This is a genomic window from Tractidigestivibacter sp., from assembly GCF_057241865.1.
Genome location: NZ_DBHHPX010000005.1, coordinates 78491 through 98977, shown reverse-complemented (window position 1 = coordinate 98977; position 20487 = coordinate 78491). Strand labels below are relative to the sequence as shown.

The window sequence follows — 20487 nt, the reverse complement described above, 5'->3', positions numbered from 1 at the left end:
ATAGTGCCTGGCGACCGTCGGCCACTGTCTCCCGTAGGTTCCGAACGGTTAGAGCCATCTAAACGTCGAGAAATCACGCCAGCTTCAACCGAGAGGGGCACCACTGTGGTGGCGCCCCCAAAGCTATCCGCAAACCGTAACGGTACCGTCCTCCGCCACGCTCACGTCCATGCCGTCGTGCACGTAGTCGAGGAACTCGTCGCCGAGCTGGTCCACAACGACAAACGGATGCTCGGTCCAGTTCTTGGCAAGAATGGCACCCGCTGCGGCCAAAGGGTCGATCGCCTTCGAGAAGAGCATGCAGGCCGGCCCCGCGCCCATATCGCACGCGCACATGAGCACCATGCCGCCCGTGGTGGAGCCGATGGTCTGCGGAAGGCAGATCGCCGCTCCCTGCAGGGGCTTCTTATAGAGGTCGGGGTTGTTCTGGTCGGAGCAGGGCGCCTTCACGTTCTTCAGGATGAGGGGCTGCTGGTAGTTCGCAAGCGTGTTGAAGCCGCCGTGGCTCACCAGCGCCTTCGCGCTCGTGGTGCCCGCGACGACCGCGCGTCCCTTGAAGGTCTTCTCGGCCATTAGTCGATCCTTCCCCTCGCGATGATGCGGAGCAGCTCGCCCTCGTCAAAGTAGCGGGCGCTCGTGTAGGTGCGCAGCTTGTTTGAGCACGTTACCACCGGCAGGTCCGTGGCAGGGTTGTCCATGTACATGAGCGGGCAGATGTAGGTGAGCTTGGCGCCGGTGGCGAGGAGCTTGCGCTTCTCGGGCGTGCCGTCGAAGGCCGCCAGGACGTCGGGGGCGCTGGAGACGACCGTCGGCACGGCAACCCTCGTGCGGCCCTCGCGCGCAAGCGCCTCGGAAATGCGGTGCGCCCAGTCCTTGAGCTGGTCGAGCGAGCAGTGCGGGCAGCCGATAAACGCGAGCTTTGGCCTGGCGTCGGGATTCTTCCAGATGTTGGGGTAGTTCACCTTCACGCGCTCGAGCTCGGCGTCGTCGATCACGTAGTGCTTGGTGCCCTCGGCAACGAGCGACTCGCCGAGGTCCGCCGCCTCCGGCGTGATGCCCGCCACGTGGTAGAGGCCGACCGCGCCGTTCGACGCCGTGGCCGCGCCCATGTCCTCGAGGTAGGCCTTCGCGTCGTCGTCCAAGGTTCCGCCAAGCCAGCGGTCGAGGCCGCGGATGTAGGGGACCTCGTCCATGACCTTCATGCCGATGGCGGAGCCCAACACCTGCGCCTGGGGCTTCTCCGTGCACTCCACGTCCACGACCCAGGTCGCCTTGCGGCCCTCGTCGGTGAGGAAGCCGAACTCGGGCACCTCTCCCACGATGTTGCCGAAGAGGTCGATGAAGCCGCTGTTCCTGTTGCAGCGAGCGCCCAGCACGGAGTTCGCGTAGACAACGGCCGACGACTCGGCCCAGCTGAGGATGTCGCCACGCTTGGGGGTGTTGCCGACCTCGGGCAGGTAGCAGGCGCAGGTGAAGGCGTTCTCGTCCTTGAGGCCAACCGCACGGAGCTGGCGCTCGTAGGACTCCTGCTTGCTGTAGGTCACCGCTCCCACGATCTTCTGCACGAGGCTCGCCGGGACGTCGGCGTTGTCGATGGGGCGCGGGTCGACGGTGAAGGGCTCCTTCGTCTTGAGCCCCGCGTCGATGAGCTCGTCCATGAGGCGGAAGTTCACCTCGAGAATCGAGATACCGAAACTGGTCACGAGGTGTCCCGGTGCGGTCACCTTCACCATGCGCTTGGCGCCAAAGGCCTCTCCGTACTCGACGAGCGTCCGCATCACCTTGGCAAGCGTCTCTCCCTGCTTGCCATCAAGGATGTCGCACTCTTCCTGGGTCAGCTCCATCAGCTGGCCTCCCTTCCTTGGTTGGACTTCCTCTCGCTCGCGACGCTAGACTCGCGAGGCGGCCTCGTAGGCGCGCCAGATGACCGAGCGCAGGTTGCCCACGCCGGCGCAGTCGCCAACAAGCTGCACGTGGCGTCCCTCGGGCTTGGCGATGGGGTCGGGCGTGTAGCCGACGGCGCTCACCACGGAGTCGCACTCGATGCGCTCAAGCGTTCCATCCTTGCGGGAGATCTGCACCCAACCGTCACCCATGGCATGCACCGTGGTCTCGAGGTAGACGGGGACCTTCTTCCACGCAAAGAACTCCCGCAGGTAGCTCGAGTTGGCGAGACACACTCCGTCCTGTGCCACCAGGTCGTCTTTCATCTCGACAATGACGGGCGTCTTGCCCGAGAGGTAGAGCTCAAGCGCCACCTCACAGCCGGTGAGGCCACCGCCGACAACCACCACGCGTTGCCCCACCTCGGCACCGCCGAGGTAGTCAAGGGCATCCATCGCATGCTCGAAGCCCTGGACGGGCAGGCGCTTGGGCGTGGCACCCGTTGCCACAATGGCGTAGTCCTCGTCGAGTTCCCGCACGCCGATGACCTCGTGGTTGTAGTGGACCTCGACGCCCAAGACCTCCATCTGCCGCTCATACCAGGCGAGAAGGTCGCGGAGCTTCCCCTTGAAGCTGGCAGACGCCGCCTCGCGGAAGACCCCGCCCAGGCGGTCGGACCGCTCGTATACGACGGGCCAGTGGCCACGCAGCGCAAGCACGCGCGCGGCCTCCATGCCACCGATGCCGCCTCCCACGACGGCAACGCGCCTAGGCGTAGTCGTGGGGCGAATGTGGTGCTTCCCGTGCTGCATGGTCTCGGGGTTCACGGCGCAGCGCGAGAGGTGCAGCGAATCCCCAAGCGTCTGGGTGTTGGCATGGCCATTGTAGTGACACATGTTGAAGCAGCCGTTGTGGCAGCAGATGCAGGGACGTATGTCCTTCTCTCGCCCCTCGACAAGCTTGGTCACCCACTCGCCGTCGGCCAGGAACTGGCGGGCAAAGCCCACGGCATCGATCTTGCCCTCGGCCACGGCTTGCGCACCCACATAGGGGTCCATGCGCCCAGCACAAACAACGGGCGCGCCCACGAAGCCCTTGATGTGCTCGACGTCGTCGAGGTTGCAGTTCTCGGGCATGTAGATGGGCGGGTGAGCCCAGTACCAGGCGTCATAGGTGCCATTGTCGCAGTTGAGCATCGCGTAGCCCTCGTCGGTGAGGTAGCGCGCGGCCCACTCGGACTCCTCCATCGTACGACCGGCCTCGACGTAGTCCTCACCGGGAAGGGCGCCCTCGCGGAAGCCCTTGGTGCGGCTCACCACCGAGTAGCGAAGCGACACGGGGAAGTCCTCGCCCGCGGCGTCGTGGATGGCGTGGACGATGCGTACCGGGAAGCGATAGCGATTCTCGCGAGAACCACCATAGATGTCGTTGCGGTGGTTCACATAGGGGAGCGTAAACTGGTCGAGAAGGTAACCCTCGTGTACGGCATGGACTTCCACGCCGTCAACGCCGGCGTCTTTGAGCAGCTTGGCGCAGGTGGCAAAGGCCTCCACCAGCCGGTCGATCTCGCCGATGGTCATCTCGCGGGAGGACACCTTGTCCGACCAGCGGTTAGGCGAGGGGGACGCCGTGGCGCAAATCCTGTCCAGGTCCAGGAACGGGCGTGAGAGGGCGCGCAGGAGCGGGTTTGTGTAGAGCCCCTCCATGGAGTCCGATACCGTGAAGCTGCGCCCAAAGCCAGCCGTGAGCTGTACGAACATCTTGGCACCCGTGGCGTGGAGCCGCTCCATGAAGGGCTTGAGCTCCTCGTACATGGTGCGGTTCTTGTCGAGCCACTGCCCGCCGATGGGGTTGTAGACCGGCTGGCAGCCAGGGAGGAGAAGGCCGACGTTGTTCTGTGCGCGCTCCATGAGGAAGCGGGCACCATCGCGATCGAAGTGGTTCTTCTCCATCCACCCAAAGACATTGGTTCCACCCATAGACGTCATGACGATGCGATTCTTTATCTCGCATTCGCCGATGCTCCATGGGGTAAACAGCGGCTCGAGCCTTGAATCCATAGCATGCCCTCTCTCTCCTTATGGCGCGTGCCCACCGTGGCGGCGCACGTCACGAACGGCCCAGGTTCCAGAAGTCCTCGCTGCCGAGAAGAGCCCGTAGGCCCTCCTCCGAAGAAACCTCCCAGGTCGGGGCAACCCCCCTGGTGCCCCGCGGTCTTGGCTGTCCGCGCCGGTTGAGCCACGCGCACGGCATTCCTGCCGCACATGCGCCCACAACATCGGTATCGCAGGCGTCTCCCACATAGACGCAGCGCTCGGGCGAGACACCCATGTGACTGCATGCAAAGCGAAAGAGCTCCGGGTCTGGCTTGGCAAAGCCAGCTGCCTGCGAGACAAAGACTGCATCGCGGTCCACCCACCGCCAAATGCCAAGGATGTCCAGCTTCTCGTCCTGCAGGGCGACACGCCCATTCGAGATGACCCCCACGCCCAGGCGCGCCCGTGCGCGACATACGTCCAGACAGGATGCCATGGAAGGGGAGAGCGACATTGCCACGCCGGACTCCTCTGAATAGACGCGCTGCGCCTCCGATGCCATCGCAAAGTCTATCGAGACGCCAAAGTCGGCGAGCGTCCGCTGCATGCGGAGGGCGTACTCCTCGACCGTGGGCACGCGATGGGCCGAGAAGGCCGCGAATATGGGGCCGCTGTGCTTGCGACTGGCCTCGTAGAGGTCATCGTCAGTTGCGCCGGGGATGTCCCCGCAGGTGCGCCGCACTGCATAGGCAAAGGGCTTGGCCTGATCATAGAGGGTGTCATCGATGTCAAAGAAGACTATGTCGACAAGGCCTTCTTCCGCGTGCGCACGCTCTGCCGCCTGCTCCATGGGCTTTCCCCTCCTCGTCAAAGTCGCTACACCAATTCTAGCAGCCGACAGCCTATGCGCGATTGCGGAGCAAATTCCCACTGCGCCTCTAGGTTATCAAAACGTAACGATTGCGATTTCCCGTCATCGCGTGGCTATCATGTTGAAGCACGAGTCGGCTGCAGCCGTGGCACCAATCCAACCAGCAGCCGAGAAGTCCCGATGCACCAGAAAATGGGAGTGATCTACATGGCGCGCGTGTACAACTTCTCCGCCGGCCCCGCCGTACTTCCGGAGGAGGTGCTCTCTCGCGCGGGCTCAGAGATTCTCGACTACCAAGGCACGGGCATGTCCGTCATGGAAATGAGCCACAGGTCCAAGGCCTTCCAGGGCATCCTTGACAAGGCGGAGGCCGACATCCGTACCCTCATGGGCATCCCCGAGAACTATAAGGTGCTCTTCCTGCAGGGCGGTGACTCCCTGCTCTTCGCGACCACCTTCATCAACCTTGCGCCTCACCACAAGGCAGACTTTGTGATCACCGGCAACTGGGCCAAGAAGGCCTACCAGGAGGCCCAGGTCTTGGGTGACGCCAACGTGGTGGCAAGCTCTGCCGACAAGAACTTCACCTACATCCCCGACTGCTCGGACCTGCCCATTCGTGACGATGCGGACTACCTCTACATCTGCCAGAACAACACCATCTACGGCACGCAGTACCACGCACTGCCCAACACCAAGGGCCACATGCTCGTCTCCGACCAGAGCTCGATGTTCCTCTCCGAGCCGGTCGATGTGACCAGGTTTGGCTGCATCCATGCCGGCGTACAGAAAAACGTTGGTCCCGCTGGCGTGCAAATCGTCGTCGTGCGCGAGGACCTCATTCCCGATGACCTTCTCGGAGTTCCCACAATGCTTCGCTTCAAGACCCAGGCCGACAAGGGCTCTCTCTACAACACGCCCAACTGCTGGGGCATCTACATGTGCGGCCTCGTGTTCCAGTGGCTGCTCGACAACGGTGGCCTTGCGGCAATGCACGAGAGAAACGCCGAGAAGGCCGAGGTTCTCTACGACTACCTCGACTCCTCCGAGCTCTTCCACCCCACGGTGACCGATCCCGCCAGCCGTTCGCTCATGAATGTCCCCTTCGTGACCGGCGACAAGGACCTCGACACCGAGTTTGTGGCAAGGGCGGCCGACGCAGGCCTTGTGAACCTCAAGGGACACCGCACCGTAGGCGGCATGCGCGCCTCCATCTACAACGCCATGCCCAAGGCCGGCGTCGAGACGCTGGTTGAGTTCATGGATAGCTTCGAGCGCTCCCACAAGGCATAGCCATACCCCGGCATCATGCTCGTCACGTCACGAAACGGAGCCGCTTCCATGTACAAGGTGCACTGCATGAACAACATCGCCAAGGCGGGCACCGACCGCCTTGGTGCCAACTATGAGCTCACTGACACCCTAGAGGCCGCAGACGCCATCATGGTGAGAAGCGCAAGCCTCCACGAGACTCAGTTCCCGAAGGGCCTGATCGCCATCGCGCGCGCCGGAGCCGGCGTGAACAACATCCCGTGCGACCGCTGCGCAGACGAGGGCATTGTGGTCTTCAATACGCCTGGTGCCAACGCCAACGCGGTGAAGGAGCTTGTCTTTGCTGGCCTGCTGCTGGCCAGTCGCGACATTGTCGGCGGCATCGAGTGGGTGCGTGCCAACACCGATGACCCCGATCTCGCAAAGCACGCCGAGAAGGCAAAGAAGCAGTTTGCCGGCCATGAGCTTGCCGGAAAGCGCCTCGGCGTCATCGGCCTCGGAGCCATTGGTGCCGCCGTGGCCAACACCGCCACGCGCTTTGGCATGCAGGCCGTAGGTTATGACCCGTACCTCTCGGTCTCTGCGGCGTGGAACCTCGACCGTCGCATCGAGCACGCCAGTGACCTCTCCCGCCTTGTCGCCGACTGCGACTACATCACCATTCATGTGCCTGCCATGGACTCGACCAAGAACATGGTGAGCGCAGAGCTCATCTCCCAGATGAAGCCAGGTGCCGTGGTGCTCAACTTTGCCCGCAACACCATCGTAGACGAGCGTGCCATGGCGGCCGCCCTCGCAGAGGGCCACATCGCGCACTACGTGACGGACTTCCCCAATCCTGTCTCGGCCGACATGAGGAACGCCATCGTTCTGCCGCACCTTGGTGCCTCCACCACCGAGGCAGAGGAGAACTGTGCCGTGATGGCAGCCGAGGAGCTGCGCGACTTCATCGAGAACGGCAACGTTTCCCACTCGGTGAACTTTGGCTCTGTCGACCTCGGTCCCATCGCGTCTGGCGGGCGTCTCTCCCTCATCCACCAGAACGTACAGGGTATGATCGGCAAGTTCTCCCAGTACCTTGCTGACTCGGGCATCAACATCGAGAACATGGCCAACAAGAGTCGCGGCTCCATGGCCTACACCCTCATCGATATTGCAGGCGAGGTTCCCGCGGATGTGATCGACCACCTTGCGCAGGCCGAAGGCGTACGCCGTGTCCGTGTCATCCGTGCCCAGTGAGTGGCAGGACCATCTGTGCCCTCTCGAAAGGCTCGCCCCGCCCGGACGCGTCCGGGCGGGGCGGTTTTCGTGAGCAGCGGGTGGCGATTGGGCACCACCGGTCTCTGGGCACCGCAGCAGCAGGCTATTCCATGAGTTCCTGGTACTCCGCTGCCACGGCGTCAAACTCAGTGTCATCGTCAATGGGAACGATGTCGTTGGTGCCATCATCGTGCTCAACGTACCCGTAGAGATAGAGCGACTCCTGGTTGCCCTCAGGTGCGAGCGCAATGTACTCTCTGCCGTCGTATGGGAAGATTCCCAACACATCGCACTTCTCGGAGGTTCCGTCGTCATACTCAAGCGTAATCGACTCCGGGTCATCGTCGGCCCAGCCGCCTTGGTCCCCGAGGCCAAAGTCGTCTTCTTCCAGCTCGTCAAAGTCGAGCTCGGCGTCCTCGAAGTACTCCTCGTCTTCCGCCATGGCTTCTCCTTCATCCGGGGCCGGGTACCCGTGCACCCATTGACTAGTCTATCTGCACAATCATTTCCTGAACGTGAAAGGCAAGCCTTCTCGGTGAACAGACCTAATTACGCCGTCTACCATAGGAAAGACAACCGAGCCCAACCGTAGACGGTAGGGAGGAGACCATGAGCGGTATCAATGTATACGCACATTACAAATGTGAGGGGGACTACCCTGACCTCGACTACGCCGGTGCGGCTAAGCGGCTTGCGCAAGCCGTCTCATGCAGGACCATAGATCGTGGCGAGAATACCGAGCAGGCGCCCTTCGATGATTTGCATGCCTTGGTCCGCTCTTCCTATCCCCACATCATGGCCTCCTCGACTTTCGAGGAGGTGGGAAGGAACCTTCTCATCACCTGCCCGGGAAGCGATCCCGTGCTTCCCTGCGTGTTGCTCCTTGCCCACCAGGATGTGGTGCCCGTGGTGCCGGGTACCGAGGAAGAGTGGCTCCATGGCGCATTCTCTGGCGACATGGACGAGGCCCATATCTGGGGCAGGGGCACGCTTGACATCAAAGACATGCTCATGGGGGAGCTCGAGGCGCTCGAGTACCTTCTCGCACGAGGCGAGAAGCCACGTCGCTGCGTCGTGTTTGCGTTCGGCGCAGACGAGGAGACCGCAAGCGCCGGGGCCACGAGGCTCTCGGCCCTCCTTGCAGAGCGCGGCATGCACGCCGCATGGCTGCTTGACGAGGGCACCACGACGATGGTCGACGGTGCCATCTGGGGTGCACCCGGACGCGTCCTCACGGACATCTGCATCTCTCAGAAGGGCTACCTCGACCTGCGTCTTGAGGCCAAGGGAGGGGGTGGCCACTCCTCAAACCCCTTTGGGGGGACCTCGCTCGAACGCCTCTGCAATGGCATCTCGCGCCTGTCGAAGGCGTGCCCTGCACCAGAGCTCACACCCATCGTGCGCGACACCTTCCGCACCCTTGCGCCACGCATTGCCGAAGAGCCCCTCCGCACCCTTGTCAAAGACGTAGACGCCAACGCCGAGAAGATCGCCTGCCTCGCTGCAGGGCGACGGGAGCTCTATCCATTTGTAGCCACCACGATGGCCGTCGACATGCTCGAAGGAGGCTCGGCCACCCCCAACGTGATGCCGGGTGACGTAAGCGCGACTGTCAACTTTCGCCTGCTGCCAGGAACCACGGCAGGCGACGTGCTGGCTTGGGCGGAGCATGCGCTTCTCGGCACAGGCATCACCGTGCACGTCGCCCACGCCACGCCCGCGGGGAGGGTGGATTCGACGGAGGGGGCTGGCTACGCCGAGGTTGCCGAGGCCCTAGAGCACTTCTATGGTGGCGTCGAGGTGGTGCCCTCGTTTGTCTGCGGCGGCACCGACGCCATACGCTACGAGCGCATCTGCGACTCCATACTGCGTGTCATCCCCTTTAGGCCAACTCCGGAGGAGGAGGCGACCGGCGTCCACGGAGTAAACGAGCGCATTTCTCGCCAAACATATGCACAGGGAATCCGTGTGCTGGTACGCCTTCTCGAGAGGACCATCCTCTAGGGAGGGGAGCCGCCCAGTGCGCATCAGGCCTTGGTCAGGTTTTGGGGTCGGTGTCGAGGGGGCGGCATCCGGCCAAAGTTGGGGTAGTATGGGGCTTCGGGCATTCGCAATAGGGTGGATAGCCGGGTCGGACGAGCGCCAGAAGGACAGGACTGTGTCAAGAAAACTTGAGAACCTGGGTTCCCAGATCAGGACCGTGACCGACTCGGACGCGGAGGCCGCGCAGCGCAAGGGTACCACGACCGCACCGGTAGGAACTCCGGACAACCCCTCTTTCGAGGTGCTCACCGTTGCCAACCTCATTACGGCATGCCGCCTCGCGCTCACGATTGCCTTCCTCGTGCTCTTTGTGCAGGGCACCAACCGCGTGCTCGCGCTCTGCTTCTATGCCATCGCCGCAGTGACAGACTTCCTTGACGGCCAGGTTGCCCGACGCACCCAAACCGTCAGCTGGCTGGGCAAGGTCATGGACCCCATCATGGACCGCGTCCTGCTCTTCACAGGCGTGCTGGCCATTGTTCTCACCGGCGAGCTCCCCATCTGGGTGGCGGTGCTCGTGATTGGCCGTGACTGCTACCTTGCCGTGGGAGCATTCATTCTTCAGAGATACCGCCGGCGACCTGTGGACGTGGTCTACATCGGCAAGGTCGCAACGGCATTTCTCATGCTTGGCTTCTGCGACCTGCTCCTGGGAGCTCCCGTCGTACGTGGCCTTGGCCTCTGCGATGTCTCATGGCTCCCTGGCCTCAACGCCGAGCCTGCCACCTTGGGCATCTTCTTCGTCTACGCGGGGCTCGTCTGCTCGGTGGCCACCGCCGTCATCTACACCTGCGAAGGCGTGCAAATTCGCCGAGAGGCACTTGGGGAGCGAAGGGGGGACCGGTGATGCCTGTCCGCAAGAACCACCTTGGTGCAGCGCTTATCGCCTGCGTGCTTCTCCTCCTGCTTCCCCATGTAGCCCTCGCCGCAGACTCGCTCGGGGAGCCCACCCTAAGCGAGGCCCAATGCGCGATTGTCGAGGACTCCGCAGGCAACGTCCTCTACTCGAAAAACGCTGACACCCAGATGCCCATGGCGTCGATAACCAAGGTAATGACCGCGATGGTGGCCCTCGACGCTGGGATGGACCTCGACACCCCCTGTCGGATCTATGCGACTGATTTGGGAGCAGACTCGCAGACGGCTGGCTTCACTGAGAGCGACACACCCACCTTGCGCGAGCTTCTCCGCGTGATGCTCGTCTACTCTGCCAACGACGCCGCAGTGAACGTCGCAATGAACGTCGCAGGCTCCGAGGAGGCCTTCGTTGAGCTCATGAACGAGAAGGCCCAAGAGCTGGGGATGACGAGCACCCATTTTGAGAACCCCCACGGCCTTGATGAGAGCGGACACTACTCCACCGTCTCTGACCTTGCCCTCATGGGCAGGGTGGCACTCTCCGAGTACCCGTTCGTCGCCGCCACGGTGCACACGCGCTCCGTCACCGTAAGCATTGGCGGCACACAGAAGACGTTCTACTCGACTGACGAGCTCTTGGGAACCTACAAGGGAATTCGTGGCATCAAAACCGGCTATGTCGAGGGAAGCGCCGCCTTCCTGGGCGCATGCCAGCGAGATGGCGTGGAACTCTTCACCTGCGTTTTGGGCGCGCAGACAAGCTTGGGCCGCTTCACCGACACCGTGTCGCTTCTCGACTGGGCATACGAGAACTATGAGATGCGCTCCGTGGCAAAGAGGTCATGGGTTGTGGGTGTGCGACCGTATGCATACAACTTTGCCGTGTCCTGCGTCGTTACTCCCACAGATGACGAGGGCGCGGTCGTCTGGCCCGATGGCGGGGACCTCTCCTATAGCACGACGATGCTCCGGAGAGATCTGCTTGTCGACGATGGCCAGCCGGTTGGCTCGTCCGTATGGACGCAGGGCGGAAGGCTGGCAGGGAGCGTCCATTACACGGCTCACGCCACGCTAGACGACATTCCCCGTGTTAACGTGTTCACGCTGCCCCTCTATGGGTATGCCGCATAGCAGAGATCACTCGGGGCCTGGTCCCGCCAGCTTCAAAAAGGGAGTTCTCATGGCAGACGAGCAGGAAGAGGGGAGAGGGCCTTCTCCCAAGACGGTGAGAGGCACACTCTACCAGGAGCATCTTCTCTTGGGTGCAGGCTTTGGGCGCGCGGAGGACACGGGCCTTGCCTATCCCGTCTCGTACCCTGGTGAGCAGCCGCTCCCGAAGGCGCTCGGGGGTGCCGCTGTTGCAGACCTCACCGGCGCAACCTACCGCTTCATCTCTGGCATGCACCCCCAGGAGCTCTGCGAGGCGGCCTTCTGCGCACGCAAGCTCAGCGTAGGGCAATGCGCCTTCGAGCCTGCGCTTACCGGTGACGGAACCATAACCTCGGTGCCACTTGTGGCCCGTACCGGCAGGCACGAATACGTGCTTCTCGACCCAACGCACAGGGGTCCGGTCGTTGCCGGGTGGCTTACGTTTCTCTCGCAGATAAGCAGCAACGGCAACGCGCCCTATGAGGGCACGACGCTCGGAGAGGCAAGCGGCATGCTCGTACCGCTTCTCGTCATGGGCGAGCGGGCAAACGAGCTTCTCTCAGACTACCTGCCTAATGCCGCTCGCTCGCTGCCCGCGCGCGGTTCGGTGGGGAGCGTCTCGCTCGATGGGCACATCCCGGCACTTGCGATGGGGCTTCCGCTTGATGGTGCCGGTGTCACCTCCTATGTGCTTCTCGTTCACCAGGGCGCCGTCCGTGTTGTGTGGCGCAGCCTTCTCTCGTTCGAGTGGGTTATGCCCGTGGGGCGTAACGCCGTGCTGGAAGCATGGTCGAGGCACCCCTGGACAAGGCCGCTTGAGTCGAGCGACGTTGTCGAGATCGGCGAGCAGAACCTGCGCAACTGGGGACTCCTTCGCCCGGGGAACGACTTTGTTGGCGCACGCGGCATTCGCGAAGAGTGGGGGAGAATATGAAATACGCAATCAACGCCGCCCAGGCACCGGATGTCTATGGCTCCTGCTCCCAAGGTACGACTGCGGGGCGCTTTGTGTATACCTCGGGACAGCTTCCCGTGGCACCAGACGGCCAGACGGTCGTGGGGCAAAGCGTGGCCACCCAGACGTCACGCGTCATCGACATCATCGAGGCCATCCTCGCGGAGGTGGGCTGCTCGCTTTCCGATGTGGCCCAGACCACTGTCTACCTGACACGCATGGAAGACTTCGACGCCATGGACAGGGTCTTTGCCGAGCGCTTCACACAGCCTGCGCCTTCACGCTCCGTCGTTGCGGTATCCGCGCTTCCTTTGGGAGCACTTGTCGAGATGGACTGCGTGGCCTGCAGGTAAGCGGTATCATGGAATCGTAAAGCTCATTCGAGGGGAGATTTGATGCAGCCCACCAACAACCACGCCACCGATATGGGGGCAACGGAGATCTTTCGCATGCCCTCCGCAGACGCAACCGTCCCCGACCTCATGGCCGAGCAGAAGCCTGCGCATCCCACGCTGACCATCGTCAAGGGCCCCCAGATTGGCGAGACGTTCGAGCTTGACACGCCCATCATCACCTTGGGCCGCGACCCGCGCAACAGTGTCTTTCTTAACGACATGACCGTCTCGCGCCATCATGCAAAGATGGATCTTTCGGCATGCCCGCAGGGGAGGGCCACGGTCGAGGACCTTGGTTCTCTCAACGGGACGTGGGTCGACGGTGCCATCGTGAGCAAGGCGTCGCTCAAGGATGGCTCTACCATCCAGATTGGCACGTTCCGCATGGTATTCCATACCAACGCTCGTCCGCGCAGGATCGACGCCGAGGGCTAGGCCATGCCTGACGCCGGATACCTCACAATCGGCAAGGTCGTAAAGCGGCTCCAGAGCCTCTATCCCGACCTCACCATATCGAAGGTCCGCTACCTCGAGGACGAGGGGCTTCTCAACCCATCCCGCACGCCGGGTGGGTATCGCCTTTATTCGCAGCGTGACATAAAGCGGCTCGAGACCATCCTCTACCTGCAGAAGAACAGGTTTCTCCCGCTCTCCGTCATAAGGGACGAGCTTGAGCGGGAGGACGCAGGGGAGCCTCATGCTGCTGATTCCGCGGTCGAAGCGTCACTCATGGGTCCGGTGAATGGCGAGGCCGTTGAGAGGCTCCACCCCATCGATCGAATGCCTGAGGTCGCGGGCGTCTCGGTAAGCTTTGTGCGCCAGCTCTCCGAGGCAGGCGTCATCACGCTTAAGCGCTCTCCCCATGGGCGCGACCTTGTGGACGGGCATGACATCGGGCTCATCCGCACCTGTGATGAGCTTCGCCACTATGGGATCGGACCCAAAAACCTGCGCCAGTACGTGAACTCGGCCAACCGCGAGTCTGCCATGTTCGAACAGGCGCTTGTTGTCTATGCAAAGAGGGGCGGCGGCGTCGAGGTCGAGGTTACAGACGAGGCTCGGGAGCGCTTTGAGCAGGCCTTCTCACGTATGCTCGGACTTACCGACGCCGTGCGAAACGAGCTCATCCGCCGTCTTGTGCACCAGTCGTTCAAGGGCATGGAAGGCTCATAAGGCGCCCCTGCAATAGCAGGGTTTATCGCAGCACGCATACCAGCAATAGGGAAAGGAACCGCACGTGTCTGATTTCGACTACGAGAGCCGCATCATGAGCATCCCCGACTATCCGGAGAAGGGGGTCACCTTCAAGGACATCACCCCGCTCTTCGCCGATCCCGACGGCCTCGTGCATCTCGTTGACGATATCGCCGACCATTTCCTTGGCCGCGGCATCACGAAGGTCGTTGGCGCTGAGGCCCGTGGCTTCCTCGTGGGCGCACCGGTTGCCTACAAGCTTGGTGCGGGCTTCGTTCCTGCCCGCAAGCCCGGCAAGCTCCCCCGTGAGGTCTACTCCCAGTCCTACTCGCTCGAATACGGTACCGACGAGCTGCAGATTCACAAGGATGCCCTCACTGCGGATGATGTGGTGCTCATCGTGGACGACCTAGTGGCTACGGGTGGCACGGCCGCTGCCGCGGCAAAGCTCGTCGAGCAGTCCGGCGCTCGCATCGGGGGCTTCTCCTTCATCCTCGAGCTCACATTCCTGAATCCGCGCGACGTTATCGCCAGGGACTATCCCAACGAGGAGGTCTACACGCTCATCCCCGTCAAGTAGGGAATTGGTACATTCTACCAGCGATTTTTCGGCCGTCCCCGCAACGGGGCGGTCGGCTTGCTATGCGAGGCACCTGAAAGCGCCCCAGAGCCTTCTGCCCATCGTATGGAAAGACATGCCGTTCGCCGGAGTCTGGCGTAGAATGTTTTCCAAGCGTCGAAAGGACTTATGCAATGACCCATGCAAGAAGAATCGTCACAGCGGGACTGGTTCTTGCCCTTGCCATGCCATGCACGCTCTCGGTTGTACCCACCGTTGCCATGGCAAGCCCTCAGGATGACCTCTCCGCTGCACAGGCCAAGCTTGACTCCCTTGGCTCCACGCTTTCCTCTCTCCAGGACCAGCTCTCCACTGCCACCTCCGAGCTCGAGCAGACCGGCTACAGCATCGCCGAGACCGAGCAGCAGATCTCTGACACGCAGACCCAGCTAGACGAGAAGCGCCAGGAACTGGGTGGCCGCATGAAGAGCTCGTACAAGTCGGGTTCCTCAAGCGCGCTCGACCTGATCCTTTCCTCTGCTTCGTTTGAGGAGCTTTCCTCCAACATCTATTACCTCGACAAGGTTTCCGAGTCCGATGCCGAGGCAATCGCAGAGGTCCAGTCGCTCTCCGATCAGCTCGAGCAGCAGAAGAGCGACCTCGAGCAGCAGCAGTCGGATCAGCAGGCGCAGGTGGACAGTCTCCAGTCCCAAACCTCTGACTACCAGAATCAGGTCGCCGAGGCCCAGCAGTACTACGACTCGCTCAACGAGGAGGTCCAGGCTCAGCTTGCTGCAGAGGCAGCCGCGGCTGCAGAGGCGCAGCAGGCAAGCTCGGTGACTACGGTGGTCCAGGCCATCCAGACCCAAGAGACTATCAACTCGAACAGCGGCGGCGGCACCACCGAGAACAACACCTCAGGCAACACCAACAGTGGTGGCACCTCGTCCAACACGAACAGCAACAGCAACTCGAACTCAAACAGCCACTCGAACTCGAACAGCCACTCGAATTCCAATTCGAACTCCAACAGCGGCTCAAGCAGCCCTAACGTACCCTCGGGTGGCGGCGTCTCGGCCGCACTCGCGCTTGTTGGGCACCCCTATGTGTATGGTGCCTCCGGCCCCGATGCATTCGACTGCTCGGGTCTAGTCTGCTACGTCTATGGGAGCGCCCGTGGGCGCACTACCTATGACATGATTGGCTCCATCAAAGCGAGCGGCGGATGGAAGACGAGCATCGACGAGCTCTCCTATGGCGACCTTGTCTTCGAGTACGGCGGAAGCCACGTGGGCATCTACCTTGGCAACGGCCAGATCGTCCACGCAGCCAACCCCTCTTCCGGCGTCATCGTTGGCGGCATCTACGGCTTCTACGGCGGCGGTTCGTACTAGTCGCTTCTGCTGCATATGCATGGCTTGCTTGCGCCCCCGAACCAACGGGGGCGTTTTTCTTGTCTGTATCAGACCCTAACCGCCGGCCATGCAAAGGAGTAGGCTGGTTGTTGCTGATCTGAGTGGACGGGATGATGGCGGTGGTTGGTGCATGACAGAGCGTGCGGCTCGTAGGCTTACGGTGGGGCGTCGCCTCTCTCGCCGGTTCCAGGTGAACCTGGTGGGGGAGGGCGCGCTTGCCGGGCTTCTGGGCGGAGGCGTCGTGACGCTCTACCGTCTTGCACTGTCCCTTGCCGAGAAGGGCCTACGCTCCATTACGGGAGCGTTTGCGGGCCACGCGATCCTTGTGGCCGCCTGGTTTGCCATCCTCGCTGTCATCCTCGTGGTTGTGTCAAAGCTCTTGCTGTGGGAGCCCTACACCCAAGGCAGCGGCATCCCTCAGACAGACGCTGAGGTCATCGGCCGCATTGACATGCCTTGGCACCGCGTTGTCGCCGCAAAGTTTGCCGAGGGCACGCTCTGCGCCTTCGCAGGCCTCTCGCTTGGACGAGAGGGGCCTTCGGTGCAGCTTGGGGGCATGTCCGGCAAGGCGGTTGCCAAGGCGCTCAAGCGCGGCAGGGGAGAGGAACGCCTCCTCGTTACCTGTGGCGCCGCCGCGGGCATGTCTGCCGCATTCCACGCGCCGCTCACGGGGGTCCTCTTTGCCGTCGAGGAGATCCACAAGGAGTTCAATGCGCCGCTGGTCATCTCGGTCATGACGGCATCGGTTGTCTCAGACTTTCTCGTCTCGCAGGTGATTGGCGTGCGGCCGGTGCTGAGCCTCTCGTTTGCCGCCGACCTGCCACACGTCGACTATCTCCTCGTCGTTCTCATGGGTCTTGCCTGTGGCGTGCTTGGGGCCTTGCATAACAAGGGTATGTTCTTTGCCCAACAGTGCTACGCAAGGATCGAAGGGCACCTCCCGTATGCCCGCCTCGCCATACCGTTTGCGCTCTCTGGCGTTGTGGCGTTTACAGTTCCGCAGCTCATGTGCGGGGGCGATGCCATCGTCGAGACCATCCAGAAGACGGGCGGTCTGGCATGGTGGGCGATCATGGGGCTGCTGCTGGCAAAGTACCTGTTCACGACCATCTGCTTTGCCTCGGGAGCTCCTGGCGGCACATTGTTCCCGCTTGTCGCCATGGGATCTCTCGTCGGGGGATTGTTTGGCGTCATAGCGATAAACGCCCTTGGGCTGCCCCAGGCCTACGTGGTGAACTTCGTGGCCCTCGGCGTGGCCGGATGCTTCTCGGGCGTTGTAAGGGCCCCCGTGACTGCCGTCGTGCTGGTCTTCGAGCTCACGGGGTCACTGGACTCACTGCTTTCCGTCTCGATTGTTGCCATACTCGCGTACGTGACGGCAAACCTGTTGCGCGTTGACCCGTTCTACGAACACCTGCTAGCAGCTCTTTTGGGAGTAACGCCCGATGACCCCATGGTGAACGGTGGGGCTGGCGAGAAGATCGTCCACACCTACAAGGTGGGCACCGGAGCGAGAATCGAGGGCATGCTCATCAAGGACATTCCGTGGCCCGATGGCGTACGCGTCGTGACGGTCGAGCGTGCCGGCCAGGAGATTGTGCCTACGGGTAGCATACAGATCATGGCCTTGGACGAGCTGCTCGTCATCATGAGCACCGATACGGAAAGCGACGCGGCCCTCAAGCTCCAACAGATGACACGTGCGGGAGTAAACACAAACTGGTCGCCCTCGAACGAACGCTAGCCAGCAGAGAGGCACGGTGGCGCAGTAGGGGTGTAGGTGGCATGGGCACCGAGGGTGCAAGCCATGTGCCCACTCCTACTCTAGCTTCTCTCTACTTTACATAAGATATATTATCACGGATTATTTCGAAAGAAAGGAAACGCGCCCCTGGAGGACCTACACGGGCCTTTTCAGGGGCGCACCGAGCAGAAGGCCTCTTCGCGCGCGCACTCGATGTGCGTCGCTAGCCTTCGACGGGCCTACCGAGATATGCGGCAGCACTGTTTGCCGCAATGGCACCGTCTGCTGCAGCCGTCACAATCTGGCGAAGCGGCGTCTTGCGCACGTCTCCGGCAGCGAACAGCCCCGGTGTCCTTGTCGCCATGCGCTCATCGGTAATCACGTAGCCAGCAGGGTCAACCTCGACAAGATCCCTGACAAGCTCGCTAGCCGGAACGCGACCAACAAAGACGAAGACGCCAAAGGAGCCCTCATCGTACGTCTCCGTCGTGGTCTCGCCTGTCTCGTTGTTCCTAAACGTAATGCTGTTTGGCAGCTCGTCTCCCCCAAGCGAGACAATGCTCGTAAGGTACCTTACGGTTATCTTCTCGTTATTCTCGAGCTCTTGGGCAACGGCTGCCTGGGCGCGAAGGTGATCTTTGCGAACGATAAGGATTACCTCGTTTGCAAAGCGCGTGAGGAACAGCGCCTCTTCGGCAGCGGAGTTACCGCCACCTACAACGTAGACGCGCTTGCCACGGTAGAACATACCGTCGCAGGTAGCGCAATACGAGACACCGTGCGACGCGAACCTCTCCTCGCCATCAAAGCCTGCGCGACGTGGCGTGGCGCCACCCGCAAGGATGACAGACCTGGCAACAAGCTCACCATCAGGCGTGTCGAGGGTGAAAAGGCCGCTCTTCTCGTCATGCGAGACGCCCGTCACCTGCTCCATGCGAACCTCGGCGCCAAGGTCGGCTGCCTGAGAGCGCATGGCTTCAGAGAGTGTGTAGCCATCCGCATGAGGAAGGCCCGGATAGTTGTCAATCTCGCTTGTGAGGATGGTCTGTCCGCCGAATGCCTCCTGCTCGAGCGTGACCGCATCAAGAAGCGAGCGCTGGGCGTAGATGGCGGCCGCGAGGCCGGCCGGGCCACCGCCGACTATGACAAGGTCTTTTACCTGCTCGTTATTGCTGCCCATACGAATCCAATCCGACCGTGGTGGGGTGGGTTCCACTCCCCCGGCCTTTCCCGTGGCGTTTGCTGTCTCTGCTATACCCAACCGCTTAGGTAACATATACCGTTGCCACTGGCAGACACGAATCCCCACGAAGCCCGAGGGCTTCGTGGGGATTGGGGATAAATCTGGGGCTTGAGGCTCCGCAGGGCTGAAGGGCCCTACCCGTTGCGCAGCCGTGACTTTGAGGATTCGGCAGGGGTGGCGCCTGCGGCATTCACGGTGGCGGGCATGGGAAGCACGAGGTTCATGAGGATACCCACGAGGGTCGAGGTGGCCATGCCCGGAAGCGCGTACTGGCCAATGGGGATAGAGATGCCGGAGGTCTCCATGCCAACGCCGAGAATAATAACCACCGACGCAATCATGAGGTTCCTGTTGACCCCAAAGTCGACCTTGTTGGTCACAAACATCCTGAGGCCATTCGACGCAATGAGGCCAAAGAGCAGCAGGCTCACACCGCCCATGACAGGTGACGGAATGGAGCGGATAAGGGCAGAGAGCTTGGGGCAGAAGCCACCGACCAGGAGGGCGAATCCCGCCGCATACCAGAAGACCTGCGTGGAATAGACGCGCGTCACGCTCATGACGCCGATGTTCTCGGCATAGGTGGTGGTTGGGGGACCTCCCAGAAGGCCCGATATGACCGTTGAGATGCCATCGCCGGCAAGCGAGCGCGGCAACATGGGTCGATAGTCCTTGCCCACGATCTCGCCCACAGCCAGGAGGTGTCCAATGTGCTCGATGACCACGACAAGGGCGACCGGCCCGACAAGGGCGATGGCACCCCAGTCCCACACGGGATGCTGGAATTCTGGAAGGCCTATCCAAGCGGCATCGGTGACGGCCCGAAAGTCGACAAGGCCGCAGGCAAGGGAGACGACATAGCCGAGGATGATGGCGAGAAGCACGGGGACCGTGCCTATCAGCCCGCCCATGCTCGAGAAGATAACCGCAGCAAAGAGCGTGATTGCAGCGATAATGGCCCCAAGCCCATAGAAGGCGGTCGTGCCATCGGCCGCGGTTGTCTGAAAGGCCATGCCCGCTGCCGTAGCCGAGAGACCTACGCCGATAACGACCATGACCGAAGCGACAAGGACGGGCGGAAGCAGCCTGTCGAGCCAGCCCGTCCCAGCAAGCTTGATAATGCCTGCCACAACGAGAAACACGAGTCCGGCAACCACAACGCCGGAGAGGGCTGCATTGAGGCCGCGTGTGGCGCCAATAATGACGATGGGGCTGATGAAGGCAAAGGAGCTGCCGAGGTAGCTAGGGATCTTGTTTCTCGTAACCAAGAGATAGCAGATGGTTCCGATGCCCGAGCACATGATGGCCACGTTTGGATCGAGACCTGTGAGGACCGGCACCAGAACGGTCGAGCCAAACATGCTCATCATGTGCTGGATGCCCAGAGGAATTGCACGAGAGACCGACACGCGGTCATCAACGCCAATTACCTCTCGCTCGTGCTGTTGCATGCGATACACCACACTCCTTGCGTAGTTGGTCGGGACTTGCCGATAGTCACAGATGCCATTCTGTGCTGCAACACGACGGGTCCCCTGAAAACGGGGACCCGAAGGAAAGCCTCCGAGTCCCCGTTGCATCACTTCAATTTCCTCATCCGCGCAAACCC

At 62.0% G+C, this 20487-nt stretch carries 19 protein-coding genes; 12 read left to right on the top strand and 7 right to left on the bottom strand.

Going from position 1 to position 20487, the window contains the following annotated elements; all coding sequences use genetic code 11:
• Window positions 1-123: 123 nt before the first annotated feature.
• The 4 genes from ACO59D_RS02990 to ACO59D_RS02975 are packed head-to-tail and all read right to left on the bottom strand — an operon-like array spanning window position 124 to window position 4770.
• Entirely contained in the window at window positions 124-573 is a 450-nt protein-coding gene (locus ACO59D_RS02990; protein WP_485125700.1) for an aconitase X swivel domain-containing protein, read from the bottom strand.
• Window positions 573-1844, bottom strand: coding sequence for an aconitase X (locus ACO59D_RS02985; protein WP_485125699.1), 1272 nt, complete (start codon window positions 1842-1844; stop codon window positions 573-575). Before ACO59D_RS02985 ends, ACO59D_RS02990 begins: the two co-directional genes overlap by 1 nt.
• A gap of 45 nt (window positions 1845-1889) precedes the next feature.
• Window positions 1890-3944, bottom strand: coding sequence for an oxidoreductase (locus ACO59D_RS02980; RefSeq protein WP_485125698.1), 2055 nt, complete (start codon window positions 3942-3944; stop codon window positions 1890-1892).
• A gap of 49 nt (window positions 3945-3993) precedes the next feature.
• A complete protein-coding gene (locus ACO59D_RS02975; RefSeq protein ID WP_485125697.1) occupies window positions 3994-4770 on the bottom strand; it encodes an HAD family hydrolase in 777 nt (258 codons plus the stop codon).
• Window positions 4771-4971: 201 nt separating this feature from the next.
• Between ACO59D_RS02975 and serC the strand changes: the two genes are divergently transcribed.
• Window positions 4972-6084, top strand: coding sequence for a 3-phosphoserine/phosphohydroxythreonine transaminase (gene serC, locus ACO59D_RS02970; RefSeq protein WP_485125696.1), 1113 nt, complete (start codon window positions 4972-4974; stop codon window positions 6082-6084).
• 48 nt (window positions 6085-6132) lie between these two features.
• Window positions 6133-7302 carry a phosphoglycerate dehydrogenase gene (locus ACO59D_RS02965; protein WP_485125695.1) on the top strand — a complete coding sequence of 390 codons (1170 nt, stop codon included), beginning with the start codon at window positions 6133-6135 and terminating at the stop codon, window positions 7300-7302.
• Between the two features lie 124 nt (window positions 7303-7426).
• On the opposite strand, the gene ACO59D_RS02960 is transcribed toward ACO59D_RS02965, so the two are convergent.
• Window positions 7427-7765, bottom strand: coding sequence for a DUF1292 domain-containing protein (locus ACO59D_RS02960; protein ID WP_485125694.1), 339 nt, complete (start codon window positions 7763-7765; stop codon window positions 7427-7429).
• A 167-nt stretch (window positions 7766-7932) separates the two neighbouring features.
• On the opposite strand from ACO59D_RS02960, the gene ACO59D_RS02955 reads away from it, so the two are divergent.
• From ACO59D_RS02955 to ACO59D_RS02910, 10 genes are all read left to right on the top strand, one after another.
• The gene (locus ACO59D_RS02955; RefSeq protein WP_485125693.1) at window positions 7933-9327 is read left to right on the top strand and encodes a M20/M25/M40 family metallo-hydrolase; all 1395 of its coding nucleotides are present in this window, start codon (window positions 7933-7935) and stop codon (window positions 9325-9327) included.
• 154 nt (window positions 9328-9481) lie between these two features.
• Complete coding sequence (locus ACO59D_RS02950; RefSeq protein ID WP_485125692.1) at window positions 9482-10213, top strand: CDP-alcohol phosphatidyltransferase family protein; 732 nt, start codon at window positions 9482-9484, stop codon at window positions 10211-10213.
• On the top strand, window positions 10213-11355 hold the full coding sequence (locus ACO59D_RS02945) for a D-alanyl-D-alanine carboxypeptidase family protein (RefSeq protein WP_485125691.1): 1143 nt from the start codon (window positions 10213-10215) through the stop codon (window positions 11353-11355). The genes ACO59D_RS02950 and ACO59D_RS02945 overlap by 1 nt, the downstream gene beginning before the upstream one ends.
• Window positions 11356-11404: 49 nt before the next feature.
• Window positions 11405-12307: a hypothetical protein gene (locus ACO59D_RS02940; RefSeq protein WP_485125690.1), complete on the top strand. Its 903-nt coding sequence runs from the start codon at window positions 11405-11407 to the stop codon at window positions 12305-12307.
• Window positions 12304-12681, top strand: a complete 378-nt coding sequence (locus ACO59D_RS02935) for a RidA family protein (RefSeq protein WP_485125689.1) — start codon at window positions 12304-12306, stop codon at window positions 12679-12681. Before ACO59D_RS02940 ends, ACO59D_RS02935 begins: the two co-directional genes overlap by 4 nt.
• Window positions 12682-12723: 42 nt before the next feature.
• Window positions 12724-13158 carry an FHA domain-containing protein gene (locus ACO59D_RS02930; RefSeq protein WP_130812059.1) on the top strand — a complete coding sequence of 145 codons (435 nt, stop codon included), beginning with the start codon at window positions 12724-12726 and terminating at the stop codon, window positions 13156-13158.
• Window positions 13159-13161: 3 nt separating this feature from the next.
• Complete coding sequence (gene ftsR / locus ACO59D_RS02925; RefSeq protein WP_485125688.1) at window positions 13162-13896, top strand: transcriptional regulator FtsR; 735 nt, start codon at window positions 13162-13164, stop codon at window positions 13894-13896.
• Window positions 13897-13960: 64 nt separating this feature from the next.
• Entirely contained in the window at window positions 13961-14497 is a 537-nt protein-coding gene (locus tag ACO59D_RS02920) for an adenine phosphoribosyltransferase (RefSeq protein ID WP_485125687.1), read from the top strand.
• Window positions 14498-14670: 173 nt separating this feature from the next.
• Window positions 14671-15870 (top strand): C40 family peptidase, encoded by a 1200-nt coding sequence (locus tag ACO59D_RS02915; protein WP_485125686.1) that lies wholly within the window; start codon window positions 14671-14673, stop codon window positions 15868-15870.
• A 151-nt stretch (window positions 15871-16021) separates the two neighbouring features.
• Complete coding sequence (locus ACO59D_RS02910; RefSeq protein ID WP_485125685.1) at window positions 16022-17635, top strand: ClC family H(+)/Cl(-) exchange transporter; 1614 nt, start codon at window positions 16022-16024, stop codon at window positions 17633-17635.
• Between the two features lie 223 nt (window positions 17636-17858).
• On the opposite strand, the gene ACO59D_RS02905 is transcribed toward ACO59D_RS02910, so the two are convergent.
• Together ACO59D_RS02905 and ACO59D_RS02900 are read right to left on the bottom strand one after the other, a co-directional pair.
• The gene (locus tag ACO59D_RS02905) at window positions 17859-18815 is read right to left on the bottom strand and encodes an NAD(P)/FAD-dependent oxidoreductase (RefSeq protein ID WP_485125684.1); all 957 of its coding nucleotides are present in this window, start codon (window positions 18813-18815) and stop codon (window positions 17859-17861) included.
• A 197-nt stretch (window positions 18816-19012) separates the two neighbouring features.
• Entirely contained in the window at window positions 19013-20329 is a 1317-nt protein-coding gene (locus ACO59D_RS02900) for a solute carrier family 23 protein (protein ID WP_485125683.1), read from the bottom strand.
• Window positions 20330-20487: the final 158 nt, after the last annotated feature.

Excerpts from the sequence above, each read along its gene's own strand:
- ACO59D_RS02990 (WP_485125700.1), bottom strand. The coding sequence starts at position 573 with ATGGCCGAGAAGACCTTCAAGGGACGCGCGGTCGTCGCGGGCACCACG.
- ACO59D_RS02985 (WP_485125699.1), bottom strand. The coding sequence starts at position 1,844 with ATGGAGCTGACCCAGGAAGAGTGCGACATCCTTGATGGCAAGCAGGGA.
- ACO59D_RS02980 (WP_485125698.1), bottom strand. The coding sequence starts at position 3,944 with ATGGATTCAAGGCTCGAGCCGCTGTTTACCCCATGGAGCATCGGCGAA.
- ACO59D_RS02975 (WP_485125697.1), bottom strand. The coding sequence starts at position 4,770 with ATGGAGCAGGCGGCAGAGCGTGCGCACGCGGAAGAAGGCCTTGTCGAC.
- serC (WP_485125696.1), top strand. The coding sequence starts at position 4,972 with ATGCACCAGAAAATGGGAGTGATCTACATGGCGCGCGTGTACAACTTC.
- ACO59D_RS02965 (WP_485125695.1), top strand. The coding sequence starts at position 6,133 with ATGTACAAGGTGCACTGCATGAACAACATCGCCAAGGCGGGCACCGAC.
- ACO59D_RS02960 (WP_485125694.1), bottom strand. The coding sequence starts at position 7,765 with ATGGCGGAAGACGAGGAGTACTTCGAGGACGCCGAGCTCGACTTTGAC.
- ACO59D_RS02955 (WP_485125693.1), top strand. The coding sequence starts at position 7,933 with ATGAGCGGTATCAATGTATACGCACATTACAAATGTGAGGGGGACTAC.
- ACO59D_RS02945 (WP_485125691.1), top strand. The coding sequence starts at position 10,213 with ATGCCTGTCCGCAAGAACCACCTTGGTGCAGCGCTTATCGCCTGCGTG.
- ACO59D_RS02940 (WP_485125690.1), top strand. The coding sequence starts at position 11,405 with ATGGCAGACGAGCAGGAAGAGGGGAGAGGGCCTTCTCCCAAGACGGTG.
- ACO59D_RS02935 (WP_485125689.1), top strand. The coding sequence starts at position 12,304 with ATGAAATACGCAATCAACGCCGCCCAGGCACCGGATGTCTATGGCTCC.
- ACO59D_RS02930 (WP_130812059.1), top strand. The coding sequence starts at position 12,724 with ATGCAGCCCACCAACAACCACGCCACCGATATGGGGGCAACGGAGATC.
- ftsR (WP_485125688.1), top strand. The coding sequence starts at position 13,162 with ATGCCTGACGCCGGATACCTCACAATCGGCAAGGTCGTAAAGCGGCTC.
- ACO59D_RS02915 (WP_485125686.1), top strand. The coding sequence starts at position 14,671 with ATGACCCATGCAAGAAGAATCGTCACAGCGGGACTGGTTCTTGCCCTT.
- ACO59D_RS02910 (WP_485125685.1), top strand. The coding sequence starts at position 16,022 with ATGACAGAGCGTGCGGCTCGTAGGCTTACGGTGGGGCGTCGCCTCTCT.
- ACO59D_RS02905 (WP_485125684.1), bottom strand. The coding sequence starts at position 18,815 with ATGGGCAGCAATAACGAGCAGGTAAAAGACCTTGTCATAGTCGGCGGT.
- ACO59D_RS02900 (WP_485125683.1), bottom strand. The coding sequence starts at position 20,329 with ATGCAACAGCACGAGCGAGAGGTAATTGGCGTTGATGACCGCGTGTCG.